The 17,566-nt window shown below is 34.3% G+C and carries 16 protein-coding genes; 1 reads left to right on the forward strand and 15 read right to left on the reverse strand.

The features are described from left to right. Positions 1 to 6: 6 nt before the first annotated feature. From AC503W_RS10125 to AC503W_RS10185, 13 genes are all read right to left on the reverse strand, one after another. The gene (locus tag AC503W_RS10125) at positions 7 to 1,074 is read right to left on the reverse strand and encodes a glycosyltransferase family 2 protein (protein ID WP_494917198.1); all 1,068 of its coding nucleotides are present in this window, start codon (positions 1,072 to 1,074) and stop codon (positions 7 to 9) included. Next, on the reverse strand, positions 1,037 to 2,203 hold the full coding sequence (locus AC503W_RS10130; RefSeq protein WP_494917200.1) for a glycosyltransferase family 4 protein: 1,167 nt from the start codon (positions 2,201 to 2,203) through the stop codon (positions 1,037 to 1,039). The genes AC503W_RS10125 and AC503W_RS10130 overlap by 38 nt, the downstream gene beginning before the upstream one ends. Positions 2,204 to 2,238: 35 nt before the next feature. Next, entirely contained in the window at positions 2,239 to 3,117 is an 879-nt protein-coding gene (gene galU, locus AC503W_RS10135; protein ID WP_494917202.1) for a UTP--glucose-1-phosphate uridylyltransferase GalU, read from the reverse strand. Positions 3,118 to 3,129: 12 nt separating this feature from the next. Next, positions 3,130 to 4,956 carry a polysaccharide biosynthesis protein gene (locus AC503W_RS10140; RefSeq protein ID WP_494917207.1) on the reverse strand — a complete coding sequence of 609 codons (1,827 nt, stop codon included), beginning with the start codon at positions 4,954 to 4,956 and terminating at the stop codon, positions 3,130 to 3,132. 282 nt (positions 4,957 to 5,238) lie between these two features. Further along, positions 5,239 to 5,943 carry a CpsD/CapB family tyrosine-protein kinase gene (locus tag AC503W_RS10145; protein WP_494917209.1) on the reverse strand — a complete coding sequence of 235 codons (705 nt, stop codon included), beginning with the start codon at positions 5,941 to 5,943 and terminating at the stop codon, positions 5,239 to 5,241. Beyond that, complete coding sequence (locus tag AC503W_RS10150) at positions 5,915 to 6,703, reverse strand: YveK family protein (protein ID WP_494917211.1); 789 nt, start codon at positions 6,701 to 6,703, stop codon at positions 5,915 to 5,917. Before AC503W_RS10150 ends, AC503W_RS10145 begins: the two co-directional genes overlap by 29 nt. Positions 6,704 to 6,895: 192 nt before the next feature. After that, complete coding sequence (locus AC503W_RS10155; protein WP_494917213.1) at positions 6,896 to 8,692, reverse strand: ABC transporter ATP-binding protein; 1,797 nt, start codon at positions 8,690 to 8,692, stop codon at positions 6,896 to 6,898. Further along, the gene (locus AC503W_RS10160; RefSeq protein WP_494917215.1) at positions 8,689 to 9,885 is read right to left on the reverse strand and encodes a nucleotidyltransferase domain-containing protein; all 1,197 of its coding nucleotides are present in this window, start codon (positions 9,883 to 9,885) and stop codon (positions 8,689 to 8,691) included. The genes AC503W_RS10155 and AC503W_RS10160 overlap by 4 nt, the downstream gene beginning before the upstream one ends. Next, a complete protein-coding gene (locus tag AC503W_RS10165) occupies positions 9,878 to 10,309 on the reverse strand; it encodes a lasso peptide biosynthesis B2 protein (protein WP_494917330.1) in 432 nt (143 codons plus the stop codon). The genes AC503W_RS10160 and AC503W_RS10165 overlap by 8 nt, the downstream gene beginning before the upstream one ends. A 63-nt stretch (positions 10,310 to 10,372) precedes the next feature. Further along, positions 10,373 to 10,678, reverse strand: coding sequence for a lasso peptide biosynthesis PqqD family chaperone (locus AC503W_RS10170; protein WP_494917216.1), 306 nt, complete (start codon positions 10,676 to 10,678; stop codon positions 10,373 to 10,375). 3 nt (positions 10,679 to 10,681) lie between these two features. Continuing rightward, complete coding sequence (locus AC503W_RS10175) at positions 10,682 to 11,611, reverse strand: aldolase (RefSeq protein ID WP_494917218.1); 930 nt, start codon at positions 11,609 to 11,611, stop codon at positions 10,682 to 10,684. Positions 11,612 to 11,731: 120 nt separating this feature from the next. After that, positions 11,732 to 11,869 (reverse strand): paeninodin family lasso peptide, encoded by a 138-nt coding sequence (locus AC503W_RS10180; protein WP_494917221.1) that lies wholly within the window; start codon positions 11,867 to 11,869, stop codon positions 11,732 to 11,734. A 4-nt stretch (positions 11,870 to 11,873) separates the two neighbouring features. Next, positions 11,874 to 13,820, reverse strand: coding sequence for an asparagine synthase-related protein (locus AC503W_RS10185; RefSeq protein WP_494917223.1), 1,947 nt, complete (start codon positions 13,818 to 13,820; stop codon positions 11,874 to 11,876). 704 nt (positions 13,821 to 14,524) lie between these two features. On the opposite strand from AC503W_RS10185, the gene AC503W_RS10190 reads away from it, so the two are divergent. Continuing rightward, positions 14,525 to 15,193 (forward strand): VTT domain-containing protein, encoded by a 669-nt coding sequence (locus tag AC503W_RS10190; RefSeq protein ID WP_494917224.1) that lies wholly within the window; start codon positions 14,525 to 14,527, stop codon positions 15,191 to 15,193. Positions 15,194 to 15,230: 37 nt separating this feature from the next. On the opposite strand, the gene speD is transcribed toward AC503W_RS10190, so the two are convergent. Together speD and AC503W_RS10200 are read right to left on the reverse strand one after the other, a co-directional pair. Further along, entirely contained in the window at positions 15,231 to 16,085 is an 855-nt protein-coding gene (gene speD / locus AC503W_RS10195) for an adenosylmethionine decarboxylase (protein ID WP_494917226.1), read from the reverse strand. A 356-nt stretch (positions 16,086 to 16,441) separates the two neighbouring features. Beyond that, entirely contained in the window at positions 16,442 to 17,533 is a 1,092-nt protein-coding gene (locus AC503W_RS10200; RefSeq protein WP_494917228.1) for a S1C family serine protease, read from the reverse strand. Between the last annotated feature and the right edge of the window lie 33 nt (positions 17,534 to 17,566).

Below are 17,566 nucleotides of genomic sequence, written 5' to 3' on the forward strand. Positions count from 1 at the left end.
TCACTCCTACTTTACAATCTTTCGTAGCTTTTCAATTATTAACAATATAAGATAAAAGCAAATTGAGGATTGTGTTTTTGCACAAAAGTAAAACGCCTTCCAAACAATTGATAAATGAGTTAACTCAAATTGTTTGAATGAACGCTGAATTCTACTATCATTAAGAATTAAGTTTAATTTTTCAATTTTTTTAAAAGAAGAGTCTTTATTACCTTTACAGACTGTGTTTAATCCAAGTCCTAATGTACCAAGACAGATACGATTATTAAGTGCAGAAAAATAGTCATCATTCATTTTTCCATTTTCAAGAAACATGTTAATTTTGCTGTATAGAGTAAACCATTGATTCATTAAATTTGGTTTATAATTTGATGTTTCAGATGAATCATTATTTCTCCAATAGTGGTAATAAGGAACATTTAAAAAGACAAATGATTCCGCATAATAAAATGCCTCAATATTAAATAGTGAATCCTCATTTGTTCCTATTTCTTTTAAATCCGTAAAATTAAGTTTATGCTTGAACAATAGGTCAGCTCGATATAACTTAGACCATACAGTTCCCCATGCATCGAGTAATTCAGGATTAGAAATCTCTTCATTAATTGGACCTATCAGTCTCCTCATTATATTATCTTTTATATCATTCCCACTATAGAGAACTTTTTGGGGCATATTAAATATCTTTTCCTTAGAATGAGACCCAAACTCTCTAATATAGGAACACATAACGATATTCGCATAATGTTCAATTGCTTCATTATACATATTTTCATACATACAATGATCTATCCAATCATCAGGATCTACAAAACCAATAAACTCTCCTGTGGCATTATTTATGCCTAAGTTACGAGCTGAAGACACTCCACCATTCAATTTGTTAATTACCTTTATGCGTTTATCTTTTTTTTCATACTCCTTAATAACACGATAACTTGAATCGGTAGAGCCATCGTTTACGGCGATTATTTCTATTTCTTTTATGGTTTGATTTAGTAAACTATCGATGCACCTATTCAAATATTTTTCCACATTATATATAGGCACGATAATACTTATCTTTGGTCTCATTAGAATCCTCCACCATATACCTTGAGTAAATTTCACTCAATTCTGTACCAACTCTGTTAAGATCATATCCTTTGATAATCATCTCACTTTTCCTGCCCATCTCTTTACGAAGATCACTTAAGTGAAACATTTCGATTATTTTTTGACTGAATAATTCAATATTTCCAGACGGGATTACAAAACCATTTTCTTTATTACGGATAAGTTCAAGATGTCCCCTGTTAACATTTCCAACAACAGGTAGCCCACACGCCATTGCTTCCATAATATTAACTGGTAAACCTTCTCTCAAACTAGATGCCACAGCAAGATCACTTATCTTCAGTAACACATCAATATCATTCCGAAAACCTAGAAAGTCGACATTTTCACTTATACCTAGAGTCTCTGCCAGTTTCCGACAGTCATCTAACAATTGTCCTTCTCCAGCCAGTAGTAACCGAGCATTTGGTATCTCATCCTTTATTAAGGAAAAAGAGCGCAATAATAATTGTTGGTTTTTGTTTTTATTAAATTCAGCTGCGTAGAACAAAAGAAAATCATCATCACTATAGCCTTTCTCTAATCTAAGTACAGATCTGTTAAAAGGAGAAATTGGATGAAAACATTCTGTATCCACTCCAACACCATGAACATGCCTAATCTCCTTTGCTTTGAATTTCCTATTTCTTGCAAGCTGAAAATCTTCTTCATTGATCGTAATCAAGCAATCTGTTAGTTTTGCTAAGTATTTTTCAATAGGATAGTAGAGTAGCCAATTTATTAAAGGAGCACCTTTACAAAAATGGAATCCATGTGCCGTATATATCATCTTTGTTCCTTTTTCTCTTGCTTTCCGTCCAGCGAGCCTAGCAAGAACTCCTCCCATAGGAGTGTGACAATGAACAAGTTGAAAGTTGTTACTTTCAATGAGCTTTTCTAGATCTTTGTAGGCTTTAAGGTTTTCAATTTTAATCGGAGACCTTTGAATGGGTATAATATGCTTTTTATCAACAAAAGGAAGAACTAAATCACCATGTGCAGCTGTATGAACTTCATATCCTTGCTCTTTAAACCATTTAAAGTAAGGTAGGTGAAACGCTTCAAAATGATAATCCTTTGTTGCACAAAATAGGACTTTCTTCTCCATGAGTCACCGTCCTTTCCGTATCCATTTCAAGTTTTTCATTTAATTAATTCTCGATTCAATACTGTTGTTAAGTAATTTAATATATTTTCTCTTAAGTCCCCACGTTGTAGAGCCATTTCAATAGTTGTTTGAATAAAGCCCATCTTTTCACCTACATCATACCTGATGCCTTCAAAATCATACGCATAAACACTTTCATATTCATTCAAGCGGCTGATTGCATCTGTTAACTGAATCTCGTCGCCAGCACCAGGTTTTTGGTCTCCAAGAATTTTGAAAATTCCAGGATTTAAAATATATCTTCCCATAATAGCTAAGTTGGAAGGTGCATCTTCTTGTTTTGGCTTTTCAACTAGACTTGTAACATTGTATAAACGGTTTCTAATCTCATTGGCTTCAATAATTCCATATCTGGATACTTCCTCATTAGGAACTTTTTGTACTCCAAGAATTGAAGCTTCAGACATTGCATACTGTTCAATCATCTGTTGTAGACACGGTTTCTTCGCATCTACAATATCATCACCTAGCAAGACGGCAAATGGTTCGTCACCTATAAACTTACGCGCACACCAGACAGCATGTCCTAATCCTTTAGGTTCTTTTTGTCTAATATAATGTATATCAACTAACTTAGAAGATTTCTGAACTTCCTTTAATAATTCAAACTTTCCCTTTTCGAAAAGGTTTTGTTCCAATTCAAAGGAATGATCGAAATGATCTTCTATTGCTCGTTTCCCCTTCCCAGTCACAATAATAATATCTTCAATGCCTGATTCAATTGCCTCTTCTACGATATATTGAATGGTAGGTTTATCAACAATTGGTAACATTTCCTTCGGCATAGCCTTTGTTGCCGGAAGAAATCTAGTTCCTAATCCTGCAGCCGGTATGATGGCTTTTCTAATTTTCAAGGTGATTCCTCCTTAGTTTGAGAGTGGCACCAGCGAAGGTGTGGTGAGACGCTCATTGGCCAAATCAACAAGTATTTTTCGTAATGATTCTTTATCCATATCTGAATAACTATTTATGATATCCTCAATTTCTTTAGAATAAAGTTTGCCTGTCTTGCCTACGTATATATTGGGATAGATTTGCTGTTCGTGAATTTCTTCTTTATTTAACAATTCTTCAAATAGCTTCTCTCCCGGTCGCATTCCAGTAAATTCTATGGATATATCTTCTTCCGAATGTCCTGAAAGTTTGATCAAGTTTTTAGCCAAGTCGACTATCTTTACAGGATGCCCCATATCTAGCACGAAAATTTCGCCTCCTTTAGCAAGGGCCCCCGCTTGGATGACCAGTCTAGAAGCCTCTGGGATTGTCATGAAATAACGAATCATATCAGGATGTGTAACAGTAATGGGTCCACCTTTTTCAATTTGCTTGGTGAATAAGGGGATGACACTTCCACGACTGCCCAATACATTCCCAAAACGAACTGCAACAAATTTAGTGTCACTGTCCTTATTCATTTGCTGAATCGTCATCTCCGCGAGTCTTTTAGTGGACCCCATTACACTAGTAGGATTAACTGCTTTATCACTAGAAATCATCACAAATGTTTTAACTCCATTCCAACTAGCGGCATTTGCGGCGTTCATCGTACCTATTAAGTTATTTTTGACTGCTTCTTCCGGATTTCGTTCCATTAGGGGTACATGTTTATGTGCAGCTGCATGATAAACGACATCTGGTTGATATGTAGCCATGACTGATAGCATTTTTTTATGATCCTGAAGGTCAGCAATTTCTGTTATAAACTCAATTTTAGAGTGTTGATATGTCTCTTTTAATTCAAGTTCTATTGTATAAATGCTATTTTCTCCATGCCCAAGTAAAATTAGTTTTGAAGGGTTAAAATTTGAAATTTGCCGACAGATTTCTGAACCAATAGAACCGCCAGCCCCCGTGACTAAGATAACCTTTTCAGTTACATATTCTGAAATTCCATCGATATCCAGCTCTACTGGCTCTCTCCCAAGAAGATCCTGTACCTGTACATCTCTAAATTTATTAACAGATACTTTACCTGTCAGCAAATCTTCTAACATAGGGAGGATTTGAGTTTTAGCATTTGTTTTTGCACATTCTTGAAATATTCGATTCATTTCCTGTTTTTTTAACGAGGGAATGGCAATAATAATATGTTCAATATGTAAGGCTTCAACTTTTCTTGCAATTTTGCTTACTCCTCCAACTACTGGAATTCCTAAAATATCGAGTTTTTGTTTTCGAGAGTTATCATCAATAAATGCTACAGGTAATAAATCCACCTCATTATTTTTTAGTAATTGCCTTGCAACCATCGTGCCAGCTGATCCTGCTCCTACAATTAACGTTCTTTTTTTATTTTCATCTTTAAGTAAATACTGATCTCTATACATTCTCCAGAAAAATCTAGAACCACCTATCAACAACATATGAAGTAGCCAAGTTACCGCTAATAAACGGTTAAAAACGTCTTGAAAAAGAAGTGCCTGCACAAGTCCTGTTATAAAAATTGATGCCGTAACCGTCTTGAAAATAATGACTAATTCACCTATGCTTGCATACTCCCAAGCTTTTTTGTATAAGTTAAAAGAAATGGCAAATAAATGATGACTGAGTAAGAGTGTAATAGAACTGAGTACTATTGGAATCGTAAAAACATAAATACTAGCATTTACTAAAAAACGACCTAAGAAAATAGCTGATATGACAATACATGAATCTATTAATATAAATAATGATAGTCTTTGCTTATACGTCATATGAATTCACCTCACTTTTTCCTTTTTATCGATAAAGTACTAATGAATGCAGTCCTTACTTAAAAACTGCATTCATTAGTACTTTAATAGAAATATAGGGCATTTAACCCCACCTCACTCCACACTCTTGACGACTAGCGTCTAAGGTTTTGCAACCCACAGCATGATCGAGTGCCTCCGTTTATATTGGCAAGGAGACATCACCAAAATTTTATTTAATTGTTAAAACATTCGTTAGTTCTTAATAAAGAACATACAGGATGAAAAAATTTCTAATTTTGTTTAAAGGATTTTCTTAACCATATTGATAAATCGATTTTGTGGATTTTCATTTAAGATTACTCCAACAACCTTATCTTCAACAAACTCAAGGATTCTTTTCGTCGCTAGGGCATTTTTTAATTCCGTTTTTCCATAATTGAATACGAGGACAATTCCGTTACAATAATTTGCTAGAATTTTTGTGTCTGTGACCTCTAAGATTGCCGGAGAATCTATAAGTACTACATCATAAACCTTTTCACACTGAGTTAAAAAATCCTGCATTACTTTCAATCCAATAATCTCCCCTGGATTGAATGGTATAGGGCCACTTGTTAATACATCTAAACTTCCCATCCCTGTTTTATATACAGTCTCTTCCAGTGATGGTTGTAACGACTCGGATAAAATGCTAGTCAATCCTACTTTATTTGAAGTCTTAAAAATTGAGTGGATGGAAGGACTTCTTAAGTTAGCATCTATTAGTAAAACCTTTTCTTTATTTTGTGCCATAGAAACTGCTAGATTTGCTGCAGTGGCTGATTTACCTTCTCCAGAATTTGGGGAAGTAACCATAATGATATTCCTTTTTATTGAAATAGAAGAAAATTTAATATTCGTTCGAATCGTTCTATATTGTTCGGAGATTAGAGAATCTGGACTTGAGTACGCTACCAAATTTCTTTTTTTTAGTTTATCACCTGATTTTTGTTGAATTATCGCCATGTAATCCGCCTCTCAATTCTACTCTTGCGTTATTTGATTGTTTAGCTTGCTGCGTTTCTTTGAATTTTTGTATATTCTTTTTATTAACATTTGAATTCTTTTTATTCATTTTGGAAACACGTCCTATAACCGGGTATCCTATAATATCTTCTATTTCTTGTTCGGTACGCACTGTATAATCCAGGGAATTCAATAAAAATGTTATACCAATGCCTATAACTAAACCGATAATACCACTTTTGATAATTGTTCCATTAGCATCACCATTAATTCGGGAAAAGTTTACCTTTGCTGATGACAAATTCTTTATTTTTTTAAAATTCACTATATTAGGTGCTTCTTTTTTGAATACCTCAGCTGTCGTATTAGCAATCTCGGGAGCCAAATATGGATCGGAGGATATGGCACTAATACTTACAACTTCAGAGTCCTCTACACTGTTGACGTTAATAGATCCAGCTAACTCTTCTGGTGACATTGGTAATTCCATTTCGTTTACAACTTTTTGTAAAACTGTAGTATCTTTTATGATAACTTGAAGTGTTTTCATTTTATCTTGGTTCGCCTCGATGATTATTCTTGTAGATGCTTGATAAAGAGGTGTTGTTGTCAACGTTTTTAAATATCCTGCCAAAATAAATAAAGCTGTGATAATAAAAACAATCCAGAAACGTCGTTTAATGATGCCTATCAGTTCTTTTAAATTTATTTCTTTGGCAGGTTGTAGGTTTTCATAATTTCTTTGAGGTTTATTTGTCATGAAACCACCTTTTTTTTTTTTATGATAAGGATTTTTCAACGAAATTTCTTAATAAAGAACAAAAGGGTTAGTTAAAGATATAAATCAGCAAAACCAACTACTATACTCTTATAGTAGTTCGTTATAAAGAACGTGTCAACGAAATATTGCGGAATTTACTAATAAATCTCAATTTTGGTTTTTTTCTTATTCTTATTGAGATATGACTTCCAATTGATTACCAAGCAAGTGGCTGAATAAGCCTTTACTTTCTTCAGCTAGTTCATGAAATTCACCTCTTTGAATAATCTCACCTTGGTCCAAAACAAGAACTTGGTCAGCATTTGAAATGGTTGATAAACGATGTGCAATAACAATAATAGTCATACTTCCTTTTAGGCTTTCTAATGCTTTTTGAATTTTAGTTTCATTTTCGGTATCCAATGCACTTGTTGCCTCATCTAATATTAGGATCGTTGGTTTACGTAAGATAGCCCTGGCTAGAACTATTCTTTGGCGTTCTCCGCCTGATAAACGTATTCCTCTATCACCAATTAAAGTATCAATACCTTGGGGAAGTTGTTTTACGAAATCCGCAGATGCGGAAAATTGTAATGCCTCCCAAAGCTGTGCTTCACTGGCCTCAGGTTTAGTTAACAACAAGTTTTCTTTTATCGAGGTATTAAACAGAAATGGTTCCTGAGGAATATAGCTAATTGATTTTCTTAAAGGTAGTAAATTGTCGGATGTGAGAACTGTATCATCTATTAGAACCTCTCCTCTTTCAGGATGGTTTAAGCCCATTATCATATCAATTAATGTGCTTTTCCCTGCTCCTGATCTCCCTACTATAGCCGTCATTTGATTTGTTGGTATGTGCAGGTTTATTTTTTTAAGAGTAAATGAATCGACCGCATGGTTATATCGAAAATATACATTTCTAAACGTTAACCCTTTGTCTATATCAAGGGACTTAACATTAGAGTATTCAGCAGTATCCATCTCTTTGTTTTTGAGACTATCATTCTTTAATTCTATTAATGCTTTAAACGAAGGAATAATAGAAACTAACTGTTGCATTTGAGACTGAATACCTGTAATTCGCGGCCATAACCTTGAAAAAATTAACATGATCAGAATCATCTGAGCCGGCTGAGTTTTAAAAAAAGTAATAGAAAAAAACAGAAGAATGGTGATTAAAATGGCTGATGCTACCTTATAAACTATAGTTGATGTTGTACTCAATTTTACAAAATTCACTATATTATTTTCCATCTTCTTACTCAATTTAAGAAACCACATTAAATGAGTTTTCTCAAGGGTATTACTTTTGATATCTTTAATTCCATTAAATTGTTCTGAAATTCCTGATAAATAGGTTCGAGTGATTTGAAGTGATTCGGTTCCTAATATTTCTGATTTTTTTAAAAAACTTCTGGATAAAAAGAGAAGAATGACTCCAAATACAATGATAAAACTAGTCATTTTAAAGGACAGCCAAAATGCTATACTAATTTGAATCAATGTAAATATAAGAGAGGAAAGAAATTGCAAAAATATATTGATTCCCCCACTGACACGAAATATTTCAGATGTCATTATGTTAATTAAATCTGATTTTCGTTTTTTTAAATGAAATCCCCAGTTTGCCTGTAATAAATTTCTATATGTTTCTTCTCTCAAGTATCGTGTAAAACTTTGTTGGATTTTCGCATTTAAAATTGTTTGATTTCGCTGAAAGATGCTTTGCCCAGTAATCAATAGTAAAAAAGTTACTAAAATAATGATTAAACTTGCTGATTGTGGTAACCCTTGAAAAAATTCTGATAACCAAGATAATCTAAAATCTGTTTCTGTCCCCATGACTCCAATAAATCCCAATAAAGGAACTAATAGAAAAATCCCTATTCCTTCAAAGGTACTAATCAAGATCATACCAATTAGATTGATATAAAGAATTTTTCCAGAGTAAGAATGTATTTGTCCGGCAAAGTATAAAATTTCTTTCAATTTCTATCCTCCTCATACAAAGTATTTCTCCTTGTTTTCCTCCAAACTGCTAAAAAGGGACGCAATGGAAAATATAATATGTGTAATTTTTTAGGCAAAGGGAAGGTTTCTAGATCACTTGGATAGGGGTACAATGTGCTTAAGGCATATAAGCATTTCTGCTGGATGGACATCATGGAGTAAAGATGATGTTTATGATACTCGGCTATCACTTCAGGTAATGGTTCTGAATGGAGATTAACCATTCTTTCCATATAAAATATGGAATCCTGAGCTAATTCCTTCGGACGATTTCCTTCTATTATATTTTGCATGTTTTTTGAAAGAGGTGTGTGGAGTAATACATTTGAAAGAATAAAAGCTTGTCCAGCTATGTTAAAAGAATGAAATTTTTTAAATAATTTGCTTACTTTAAACCAATTGATATTATGTTGTACAATCCGGTCTATATCCACTAACCAACGAAGCCTAGACCAGCCATGACGTGCTCCATGAGTAATTAAGAACAATAGTAAATCTTCTTTTCCTAATAAATTGATAGAGTACCCCGTAATTGAACTAGTGTTTTTTCGGCCCCATAATTCAGTGAAACTAGGTTCTTTTCCAGGCCCAGGATGTAATCTCCAATGGATTTCAATTTTAATTTCTTTATCAGGATGTACAAATGTAAAATGATGATGTCTCCAGGTCCAATCATTTAGAACTGTCTGGATATAATCTTCTTTCACATATCCATTATTAATAAGTAGAGCTTCTGCTTTCTCTATATCTACTATTGGAACTAGAAAATCTATGTCACTCGATGTCCGAAGTGAAATGTCTCCATATAACTCGGTTCCAAGGATAGGACCTTTTAAAAAAAGGGTTGGTATCTCATTCTCGGTAAAGTATTTAGCGATTTTCTCTAATTCCGCTGCTAGATGTAACATATGAAAGATATTTCGTTTATAATAGTGCTGAATAGTTTCGAGAATCTCTTTCGGCACACATTTTTCGTTCTTTTTTAATTTTGTATATAATAAAGGGTATATTCGATGGTGAAGTGCTAAATCAATAAATAAGTTCCAGTCTATATCTTGGTATTTTTCAATGATATGTTTAGATTGTTCATTACTCTTCATCGTTATAATTTCAAGTATCAGTAATAATTCATGAGGTATATTTGATAAATCAAGTTCGTTGTTTTTACCCATTACTATCTCCTTGAAGAGTTTGCTCACTCATATTTTTTGAAAACTTACTAATAATTGTGTACTGTTCCATTTCCTCGAATCCCGTTATATAGAACGGACCGCTCCGCAACCAAGCATGAGCTATTAACCTTCCATCTTCAGATTTCGCTGTTCCTAAGTAGAGAGTGCTATCGATATTTCTTCTTTCTAACATTTTCATAGCTGCCATTGCTTTCACTAAACATAAGCTGTCCCATATAGTATGACGGCTCATAATATTTATAGCCCTCGTTATTTCGTGTAATATTTTTTCATTTGATTTATCGGTAAAAGAGGTTTCAATCATTTGCTTCCCTAATAGCGGGGCAACTTTTGAAAACTTAAGGCTTTTAAGAATTCGGGCCCATCCTAAAAATAAATATGCCTCCACTAAAAGAAGTCTCATCTCTCGTTTGAATGACAAGAAATTATTTAGTTTTTTCAATTTTTTATTCCTTTCTATTATCCATTAGGACAAAGCATTTTCTTCTATTTTAATTAGCCCTTCCTTTTGTAAACTTTTAAGAAATGAAAGTACTTGTTCCTGACATTCAGCATAGTCTACTTTATACTCTTTCATTAATGAATCAATAATCTTTTTAATAGAATCGTGCTCATTCATTATTTCCCAAATATCACCACCAATTCGTCCTAGATTATAATATTTTCCATTTTCAATACTAAGCATAACTTTTTCACTACCCATATCACTAACGATGTTGCCTTCAAGTTGATAAGCGAAATGTTCAAGCGAGATATTCTTATTTTGGATCATGTATTATTCCTCCACATTTAAAGTATTTAAAATTAAGGATGTTAATTTTAAAGCGGGACAACCTTCCTCAGGTCGACGCAATTGTAAAACTTCAATATGATTCAAGATATTAGCAGATGTTTTAAAATGCCAATCCATAAGACCTAAGCGAGGGATAATAAAATTTCGGTATGTATGTTGGTAGAGTGTTTGCAAACTTTCCAGTTTATTTAATTCTTGAACCTTCGGTGATTCCGTCTTTTCCTTTATCAATTCAAATATACCACCAAGTGGGAGGACTTTATTATAAAATTGAGAGGTTACTGGCACACTGTATTTGGTTTCTCGACCAAAAATAGAGGTATATTCATTTGATGTCATTCCAAATTCAGCAAGACTTTCTTGCCATAATTTTTGCTGCGGGTAAGATGGTGTGACAAGTGGAGGAAGGTTAACATCTGAAAATGAAACGGCTATTACGTCATCACTAACTAACTTATACCCACGGCTTATGAAGGCGGCAGCCAAAGTTGACTTTCCTACCCCTGATTCAGCAACGAAAGCATAAGCTTTTCCGTTAATCTCTATAGCACTTCCATGTAAAGGTATTACCCTTCTCTGCATTAGAATTACTCCCATACAGGTACCTAGAATATATAGACGTAACAAGCCTTCATCTGCACCATTTATCGGGGATACAGTAATTTGTTTTCCTGCTTCAACTGTAAAAGAGGCTACTTCCGGAATGTGAAATTGAACTTGACCTTCTTTAACAAAGTGTCTATATGGATTATTTTTTAGTTCATTGTCTTCAAGGAGCATATAATTAATTTGAACAGTGATATCAATGTCTTGTTTCAAATTATTTAATATTTTCAATTCTGGGAAAATGAGATCACTCATCATATTTAACCCAAAAACTTTGTAAATACACTTATTTGCGGTTTTCACCATGATACCACCTCATTTATAATACTCTGTTAAGTTAATAGCCCTTATACATTGTTAATGTACAAGGGCTTAATAACATAAACCCTATATATTAACTATCCTTGTGTTCATTTTTATACATTTTCAACTAGTAAAACGTGGTTTTTCGCTCCATTGACCGGGTACATAAGCTTCGTCGGTATATGGACCATTGGTAATGGAAGCCATTGTCATATTGATATTTAGAACTTCTAATACAGGCTTTTGCCAATCTTTTTTCATATTATCACCTCCTTTCAAAAAGTTTAATAAATCGATAAACTATTAAACTTCTCATTAAAATTTTATAAGTGGGATCTGTCGCATGTTCAGATTGTGGATCTTCTCCAATTTTTTCAAGAGCTTCTTTTATCAGTTTCCTGTTCAAAAAGTTTGACACTCTATCATCTTCAAGAAGTTCACTGATTTCCTCTATAATCTCATTCCAATAAGGCTTTATCCTATGAACCCAATCTGCTCCCTGTACCCCATGAACGGAATGGTTTAACCTCACCGATTCCGGTAAGCAATCTTTAGTGGATCTTCGAATAAGCGCTCGGTCTAATCCATTTTGAACATATTGATGTTCAGGTAAGGACAGACAAAAACGGATTACTCTTAAATCATTCGTTGGATCTCTTTTCCAAAGCGAGTAGCGTAGAGATAACTTTGTAGCTAAGGTATTACTTGCGTTCCAATGGAATAAATCACTAAAATGTCGTTTTCTTTGCTTTAAAATATCTAGATTTGAAAACCATCCCGTATCATCTATATCGTATTTTTTAAGTTTTTTAAAAACACTTCTATTTTCAGAAAAAACAGTGTCAATAATTGGAGGAATGGTATAACTAGTTTCTATAGTATTGAATCTATCTAAAATAGGGAGAGCTTCCCTAAGAATATCTGGTATTACTTGTCGTTTTCCAGTCTTGTGGTAATTTTTATAAAGCTCTAATTCATTATTAAGGTGGATCCATTTAAAACTTTTTAAAAGACTAGCGAAATAGGGAATAGCGGGCCCCCAAGAAATTGATAAGTTTCCTCTCCCTCCATTTAACAAAATACCTACGCCTTCTAGTTGAGCCTTTTCAAACATGCCCTTTAACCAAAAAGAATTTTCAAAAAACTTATAAGGCATCTCCATTATGTTAAGAATGTCGTCTATCTCGGAATAAGAATCTCTTTCTTTAAAATCATGATAAGAATCCTTAATATCTCCGATGTACTCAACTGTACGTTTTATATATGGCCTTTCATCTGGCATTATATTTTGAGGAGTAAAGTCTTTAAAATCTTCATGTGGAATATAACTAAACGTGTGAAGTTGTTTGTTTGTTTTTCGTATTGGTTTAGCTGCAAATCCAACGACTGCTCCAGAATCCAGACCTCCACTTAATTGGGCACCAACTTCCTTGTGTGTACGTAGGCGTGATGAAACTGCATCTTGGAAAACATCTTGAAACGCTTCTACATATTCCTCATCAGTTTTGAGTTTTAGTTTCTTCCCGGAAGTTAAGTGACAATATCTCGATAAAGTTACATTATTCTTTGTTACAGAGATACTATGTGATGGTGCTAGCTGCTCAATGTTCTTATATACTGTAATGGATGTATCTACCACATCAACCATTCCTGATATAGCCAGGAACTCAGCCAACCATTCCTCATTCAACCTCTTCTCGACATAAGGTAATGCAAGCAGCGGTTCTATCGTCGTTGAAAATGCTAATTTATCTTGATTTTTGAAATAATATAGAGTCCGACTTCCTGAAAAGTCCCTTGCTCCGAAAAGCTTGCGTTGTTTTTGATCCCAAATCATAAAAGCGAAATCACCTACTAAATACTTTGGTGTTACATCTCCCCATTTATGGTAGGCTAGCAGGATTAACTGGCTATCGGTCATATATGGTCGATCCGATTTCTCTACCTGTAAGCGATTGAACAATTCATCTCGATTATCAATGATCGCATCAGCTGTTATCGCAAGTTGTCTAGCATAATCATAGAATGGCAGAGTTTCATTCACCGATTCAGGAGTAATCCATTGATTATGGCAGCCAAGGAAGATTTTTTCATCATTCCAAACTTGAATGCTCTCGGCCGGGAACTTACGAAATGAATTCATTAATAGCTCTCCATGCTGGAGATCGATTGGTTCTTGATTTAAATGATAGAGTCCCGCGATTGCACTCATGTTCTCTTCCTCCCAGCGATGATTAAAAAAGCTTATTAAAGTCCTTTATTAACTACCTATCATAAAAAAAGTTGTAAGATTCCTTTTTTCGTTCTTTATAAAGAACTTCTATATGTACAAAGTAACATCTCCCTCTATTAAATGTCAATAACTTGTAAATTGATTTGTGCAATAATTAAATTTTTCCTTCTATTTCGACATTTACTTTATTTATCATGTATATATTTGGGTATAAAATTATTTAATATGTAGTCTTACAGAGATGAATTCACCTGGAGATAATAAGAATTCAAACATTAATTTTTTTTACAAATCTCTTTACTTTCATTGAATAAAGAAAAAGACCATCTTATGAATTCCTCTTGAACTTGAACAATTTATATTTAATTTGGTTATCTTCACACCTGAGATTTTGCTAACAATTACAGAATAGCAGTCTTACCGCACTCTTCTCAACAATGTGGGATCCATCCTTGAAGTCCTATACTCCAATACAAACACTTTTCCCCCTCCATTACATTTTATTACTCATTTCACCCCCATATTCCCAGTTATAAACCATTTACTTGGCATAATATAATATGTAATATTACTAAGGGTATAAATGTACCTTTTTGCTTTAATCTTTATTCCGTCTCTGGCCTTATTTTTACCAAACTGCATTTTGGATTTTTTTTTATTCTCATAAAGGAGGGTGCATTAATTTGCATAACCTTTTACATGTTACTCAATCAATCGATACGGATCTGACTCAATATATCACTGTTTTCGGTAAACAAATTTATGTCATTTTATTCATCATCATTTTTGCGAAAACGGCTTATATTGTACTGACTTTCCTGCCTGGGGATGCGACATTGTTTGCCAGCGGTACCATTGCTGCGATTGGACACTTGAGTTTCCCTACACTTTTGTTCCTTTTCTTCCTTGCGACTGTTGCGGGGGATGCCCAGAACTATTTTATCGGGAACCTGATTGGAAAATCCACGAAGAAAGAAAAGAAATACTCAGTATTTAAGTACATCCCAAATAAATCGATTGAAAAGACCCATCGATTTTTAACCAGTTATGGAAAATACGCGATTATGTTCTCCCGATTCGTTCCTTTACTTAGCACAACCTTACCTTTCATTAGTGGGTTCACACGCTATTCGTTCAAACGATTCATCGGACACAATATGGTCGGAGCGATGGTCTGGACGATCACTTGGGTATGCGCGGGATACCTACTCGGCAACCTTACATGGGTAGGCAGTCATTTATTCCTCTCATTGCTCGGCATTACTCTTGTCAGTTTTATCCCTCCATTCATCGCATTTGCCATTGAATATACGAAAAAGAAAACGGCTGCCGCAAAAGTCCTTGAAATCTGACTTTTGCCAGCAGCCGTTTTGGCTTCATTTTCTTAATTTAGAGCGCGAACAAGTTATTCTTACCCAAGGTGCTAGTCTTACTTGGGTACTGGAACATTTGCCCGTAAAAAATTTCATCCATTTCCGTTTGAAGCCTTTCGATAATTTCATCACGTTCAGCTGGTTTCAGTTTTTCTTCTGAATAACCAAATAGATAATTGTTTAGTTCGAATCTTTTCAGTTTACATTTAGTATGAAAGATATTTTCTTGGTACACATTCACATCGATCATATCGTATAATCCCTTTACTTCATCAGGGATATAATTTTGGATGGAATTAATATCATGATCAATGAACAATTTTCGACCATTTGTATCTCTGGTAAATCCTCGAACTCGGTAATCGATCGTGATGATATCGGTGTCAAAAGAATGTATTAGGTAATTAAGTGCTTTTAATGGAGAAATTTCTCCACACGTAGATACGTCAATATCAGCTCTGAATGTGCTGATTCCCTCATTTGGATGAAACTCAGGATATGTATGAACCGTAATGTGGCTCTTATCCAATTGCATGACAACATTGTTCGGCAAAGGTCCAGGCGTTTCCTTATAGGTATCGGTGGGTACTTCTACCACGGGCCCCTCAGAAATAAGCATCGTCACGCTTGCTCCCTGTGGTATGTAATCCTGTTTGGCTGTATTCAAAACATGAGCTCCAATTAAATCCGATACATTCTTCAATATGCTAGAGAGTCTTTCCGCATTGTATTGTTCATCAATATATTCTAAGTATGCTTCACGTTCCTCTTTCGTTTTCGTATAACAAATATCATACATATTAAAACTTAATGATTTAGTAAGATTGTTAAAGCCATGAAGTTCAATTCTTTGCTCAGGTGTAATTTTCATGAACGATTCCCCTTAATTTTTTTACCAACCATATTTATAGTTACCCATTATTTGAGAATAGAAACTTTTAATTATCGTAGAGGAGTTTACCTATATATAACTTCTAAATTAAACTAAAATAGGTAATTGGAATTAAATGTATTTTCGATTGTTGTTCATAGCTTAACCACTATTTAGATTTTAAATTGATATATTCTAGCGAGGTTATTATTGGAATAAATATTTAAGATATTTTAATATTCTATAAAAAAGGTGTTTTATTAATTTTTTTCAGGAAAATAGTGTTTTCAGTAAAGAATCCATCCCTGTTTAATCGGAATGGATTCTTTACAGTTATAAGTTTCAAAGCCCGTCATTTAATAGTCACCATCATCTTCATTACCTTCGTTATCCTCATAATTCTCGTAGTCTTCATCTTCATAGTCATATTCTTCATCTTCGTCTTCATAACCATCTTCGTCAGAATAATCTTCGCCATCCTCAGCCAAGTCTTCGTCTTCATAGTCCGAATAATAATCTTCATCCATATCTTCACTATCATCTTCGTCTATAATTTCCTCTTCATAGTCTTCAAAGTCTTCCTCTGATTCTGACCATTCATCTGGGATATCATAATAACTGTCTTCTTCATCATTATAATCGCCCCCCTCGAAATACCACTCACCATCTGATTCGTCTTCGTAATAATAACTGCCGGATTCATTGTAAAACAAATCGCTAATTTCCTGTTCTGAGAGTGGTTGAGCGATCCAGCCTTCGATTAACAGGAATATATCCTTTATTGGTATGCTGAACCCTACGGATTCATCCGTTATTAACCTTGCTGAATTAATGGCCACAGCCTTTCCTGTTTCCATGGAAACAAGAGGTCCACCGCTACTACCTGGAGCAATATGAGCTGACATTTGATAAATATTATCATATGAACGCTCTCCAATAAAGAAACTGCGATCCACTCCAGTTATGGTCCCAAGCGTTGCTGTATTCTCAAGGCCCAATGGACTGCCAAGTGCGACTACTTCCTGACCAATCTTGGCCACTCCTGTTTTTTCAACATCAATTGGCTTTATCCCGGCTAATTTGGGAACTCTAATAATGGCTACATCTGTATCGGTGGAATAACCGATAACCTTTCCATTATACTCTGTGCCACCTTTATCTTTAATACTTGCTTCAAGATACCCTTCCACAACATGTGCATTTGTCAAGACATCACCTTTGTCATTAATTAAAAATCCAGAACCTTGGCTGTCCCCGGCAAAAATGGTATACACTTTTTTCTGAGATTCCTCGATGATCTGCGTGACACTTTGTTTTGTACCTTCTTTCATCTTCTCAACTGGCTTTGATGCAACCACCCTTGTTACTTCTTTCTTTTTCCCCGTTTCATTTTTATCTTTTTTGGTTTCTACTACAGTAGGTATAGTGGCTGTTTTTTTATTGTCCACTTCACCCCAATAATATTTGATGGTAAACACAAA

It is taken from the genome of Peribacillus suis, from assembly GCF_059384845.1.

Coding starts and splice junctions, on each gene's coding strand:
- AC503W_RS10185 (WP_494917223.1), bottom strand. CDS start 13,820: ATGAGTGCAATCGCGGGACTCTATCATTTAAATCAAGAACCAATCGAT.
- speD (WP_494917226.1), bottom strand. CDS start 16,085: ATGAAAATTACACCTGAGCAAAGAATTGAACTTCATGGCTTTAACAAT.
- AC503W_RS10125 (WP_494917198.1), bottom strand. CDS start 1,074: ATGAGACCAAAGATAAGTATTATCGTGCCTATATATAATGTGGAAAAA.
- AC503W_RS10160 (WP_494917215.1), bottom strand. CDS start 9,885: ATGGGTAAAAACAACGAACTTGATTTATCAAATATACCTCATGAATTA.
- AC503W_RS10150 (WP_494917211.1), bottom strand. CDS start 6,703: ATGACAAATAAACCTCAAAGAAATTATGAAAACCTACAACCTGCCAAA.
- AC503W_RS10170 (WP_494917216.1), bottom strand. CDS start 10,678: ATGATCCAAAATAAGAATATCTCGCTTGAACATTTCGCTTATCAACTT.
- AC503W_RS10165 (WP_494917330.1), bottom strand. CDS start 10,309: ATGAGACTTCTTTTAGTGGAGGCATATTTATTTTTAGGATGGGCCCGA.
- AC503W_RS10140 (WP_494917207.1), bottom strand. CDS start 4,956: ATGACGTATAAGCAAAGACTATCATTATTTATATTAATAGATTCATGT.
- AC503W_RS10180 (WP_494917221.1), bottom strand. CDS start 11,869: ATGAAAAAAGATTGGCAAAAGCCTGTATTAGAAGTTCTAAATATCAAT.
- AC503W_RS10145 (WP_494917209.1), bottom strand. CDS start 5,943: ATGGCGATAATTCAACAAAAATCAGGTGATAAACTAAAAAAAAGAAAT.
- AC503W_RS10130 (WP_494917200.1), bottom strand. CDS start 2,203: ATGGAGAAGAAAGTCCTATTTTGTGCAACAAAGGATTATCATTTTGAA.
- AC503W_RS10175 (WP_494917218.1), bottom strand. CDS start 11,611: ATGGTGAAAACCGCAAATAAGTGTATTTACAAAGTTTTTGGGTTAAAT.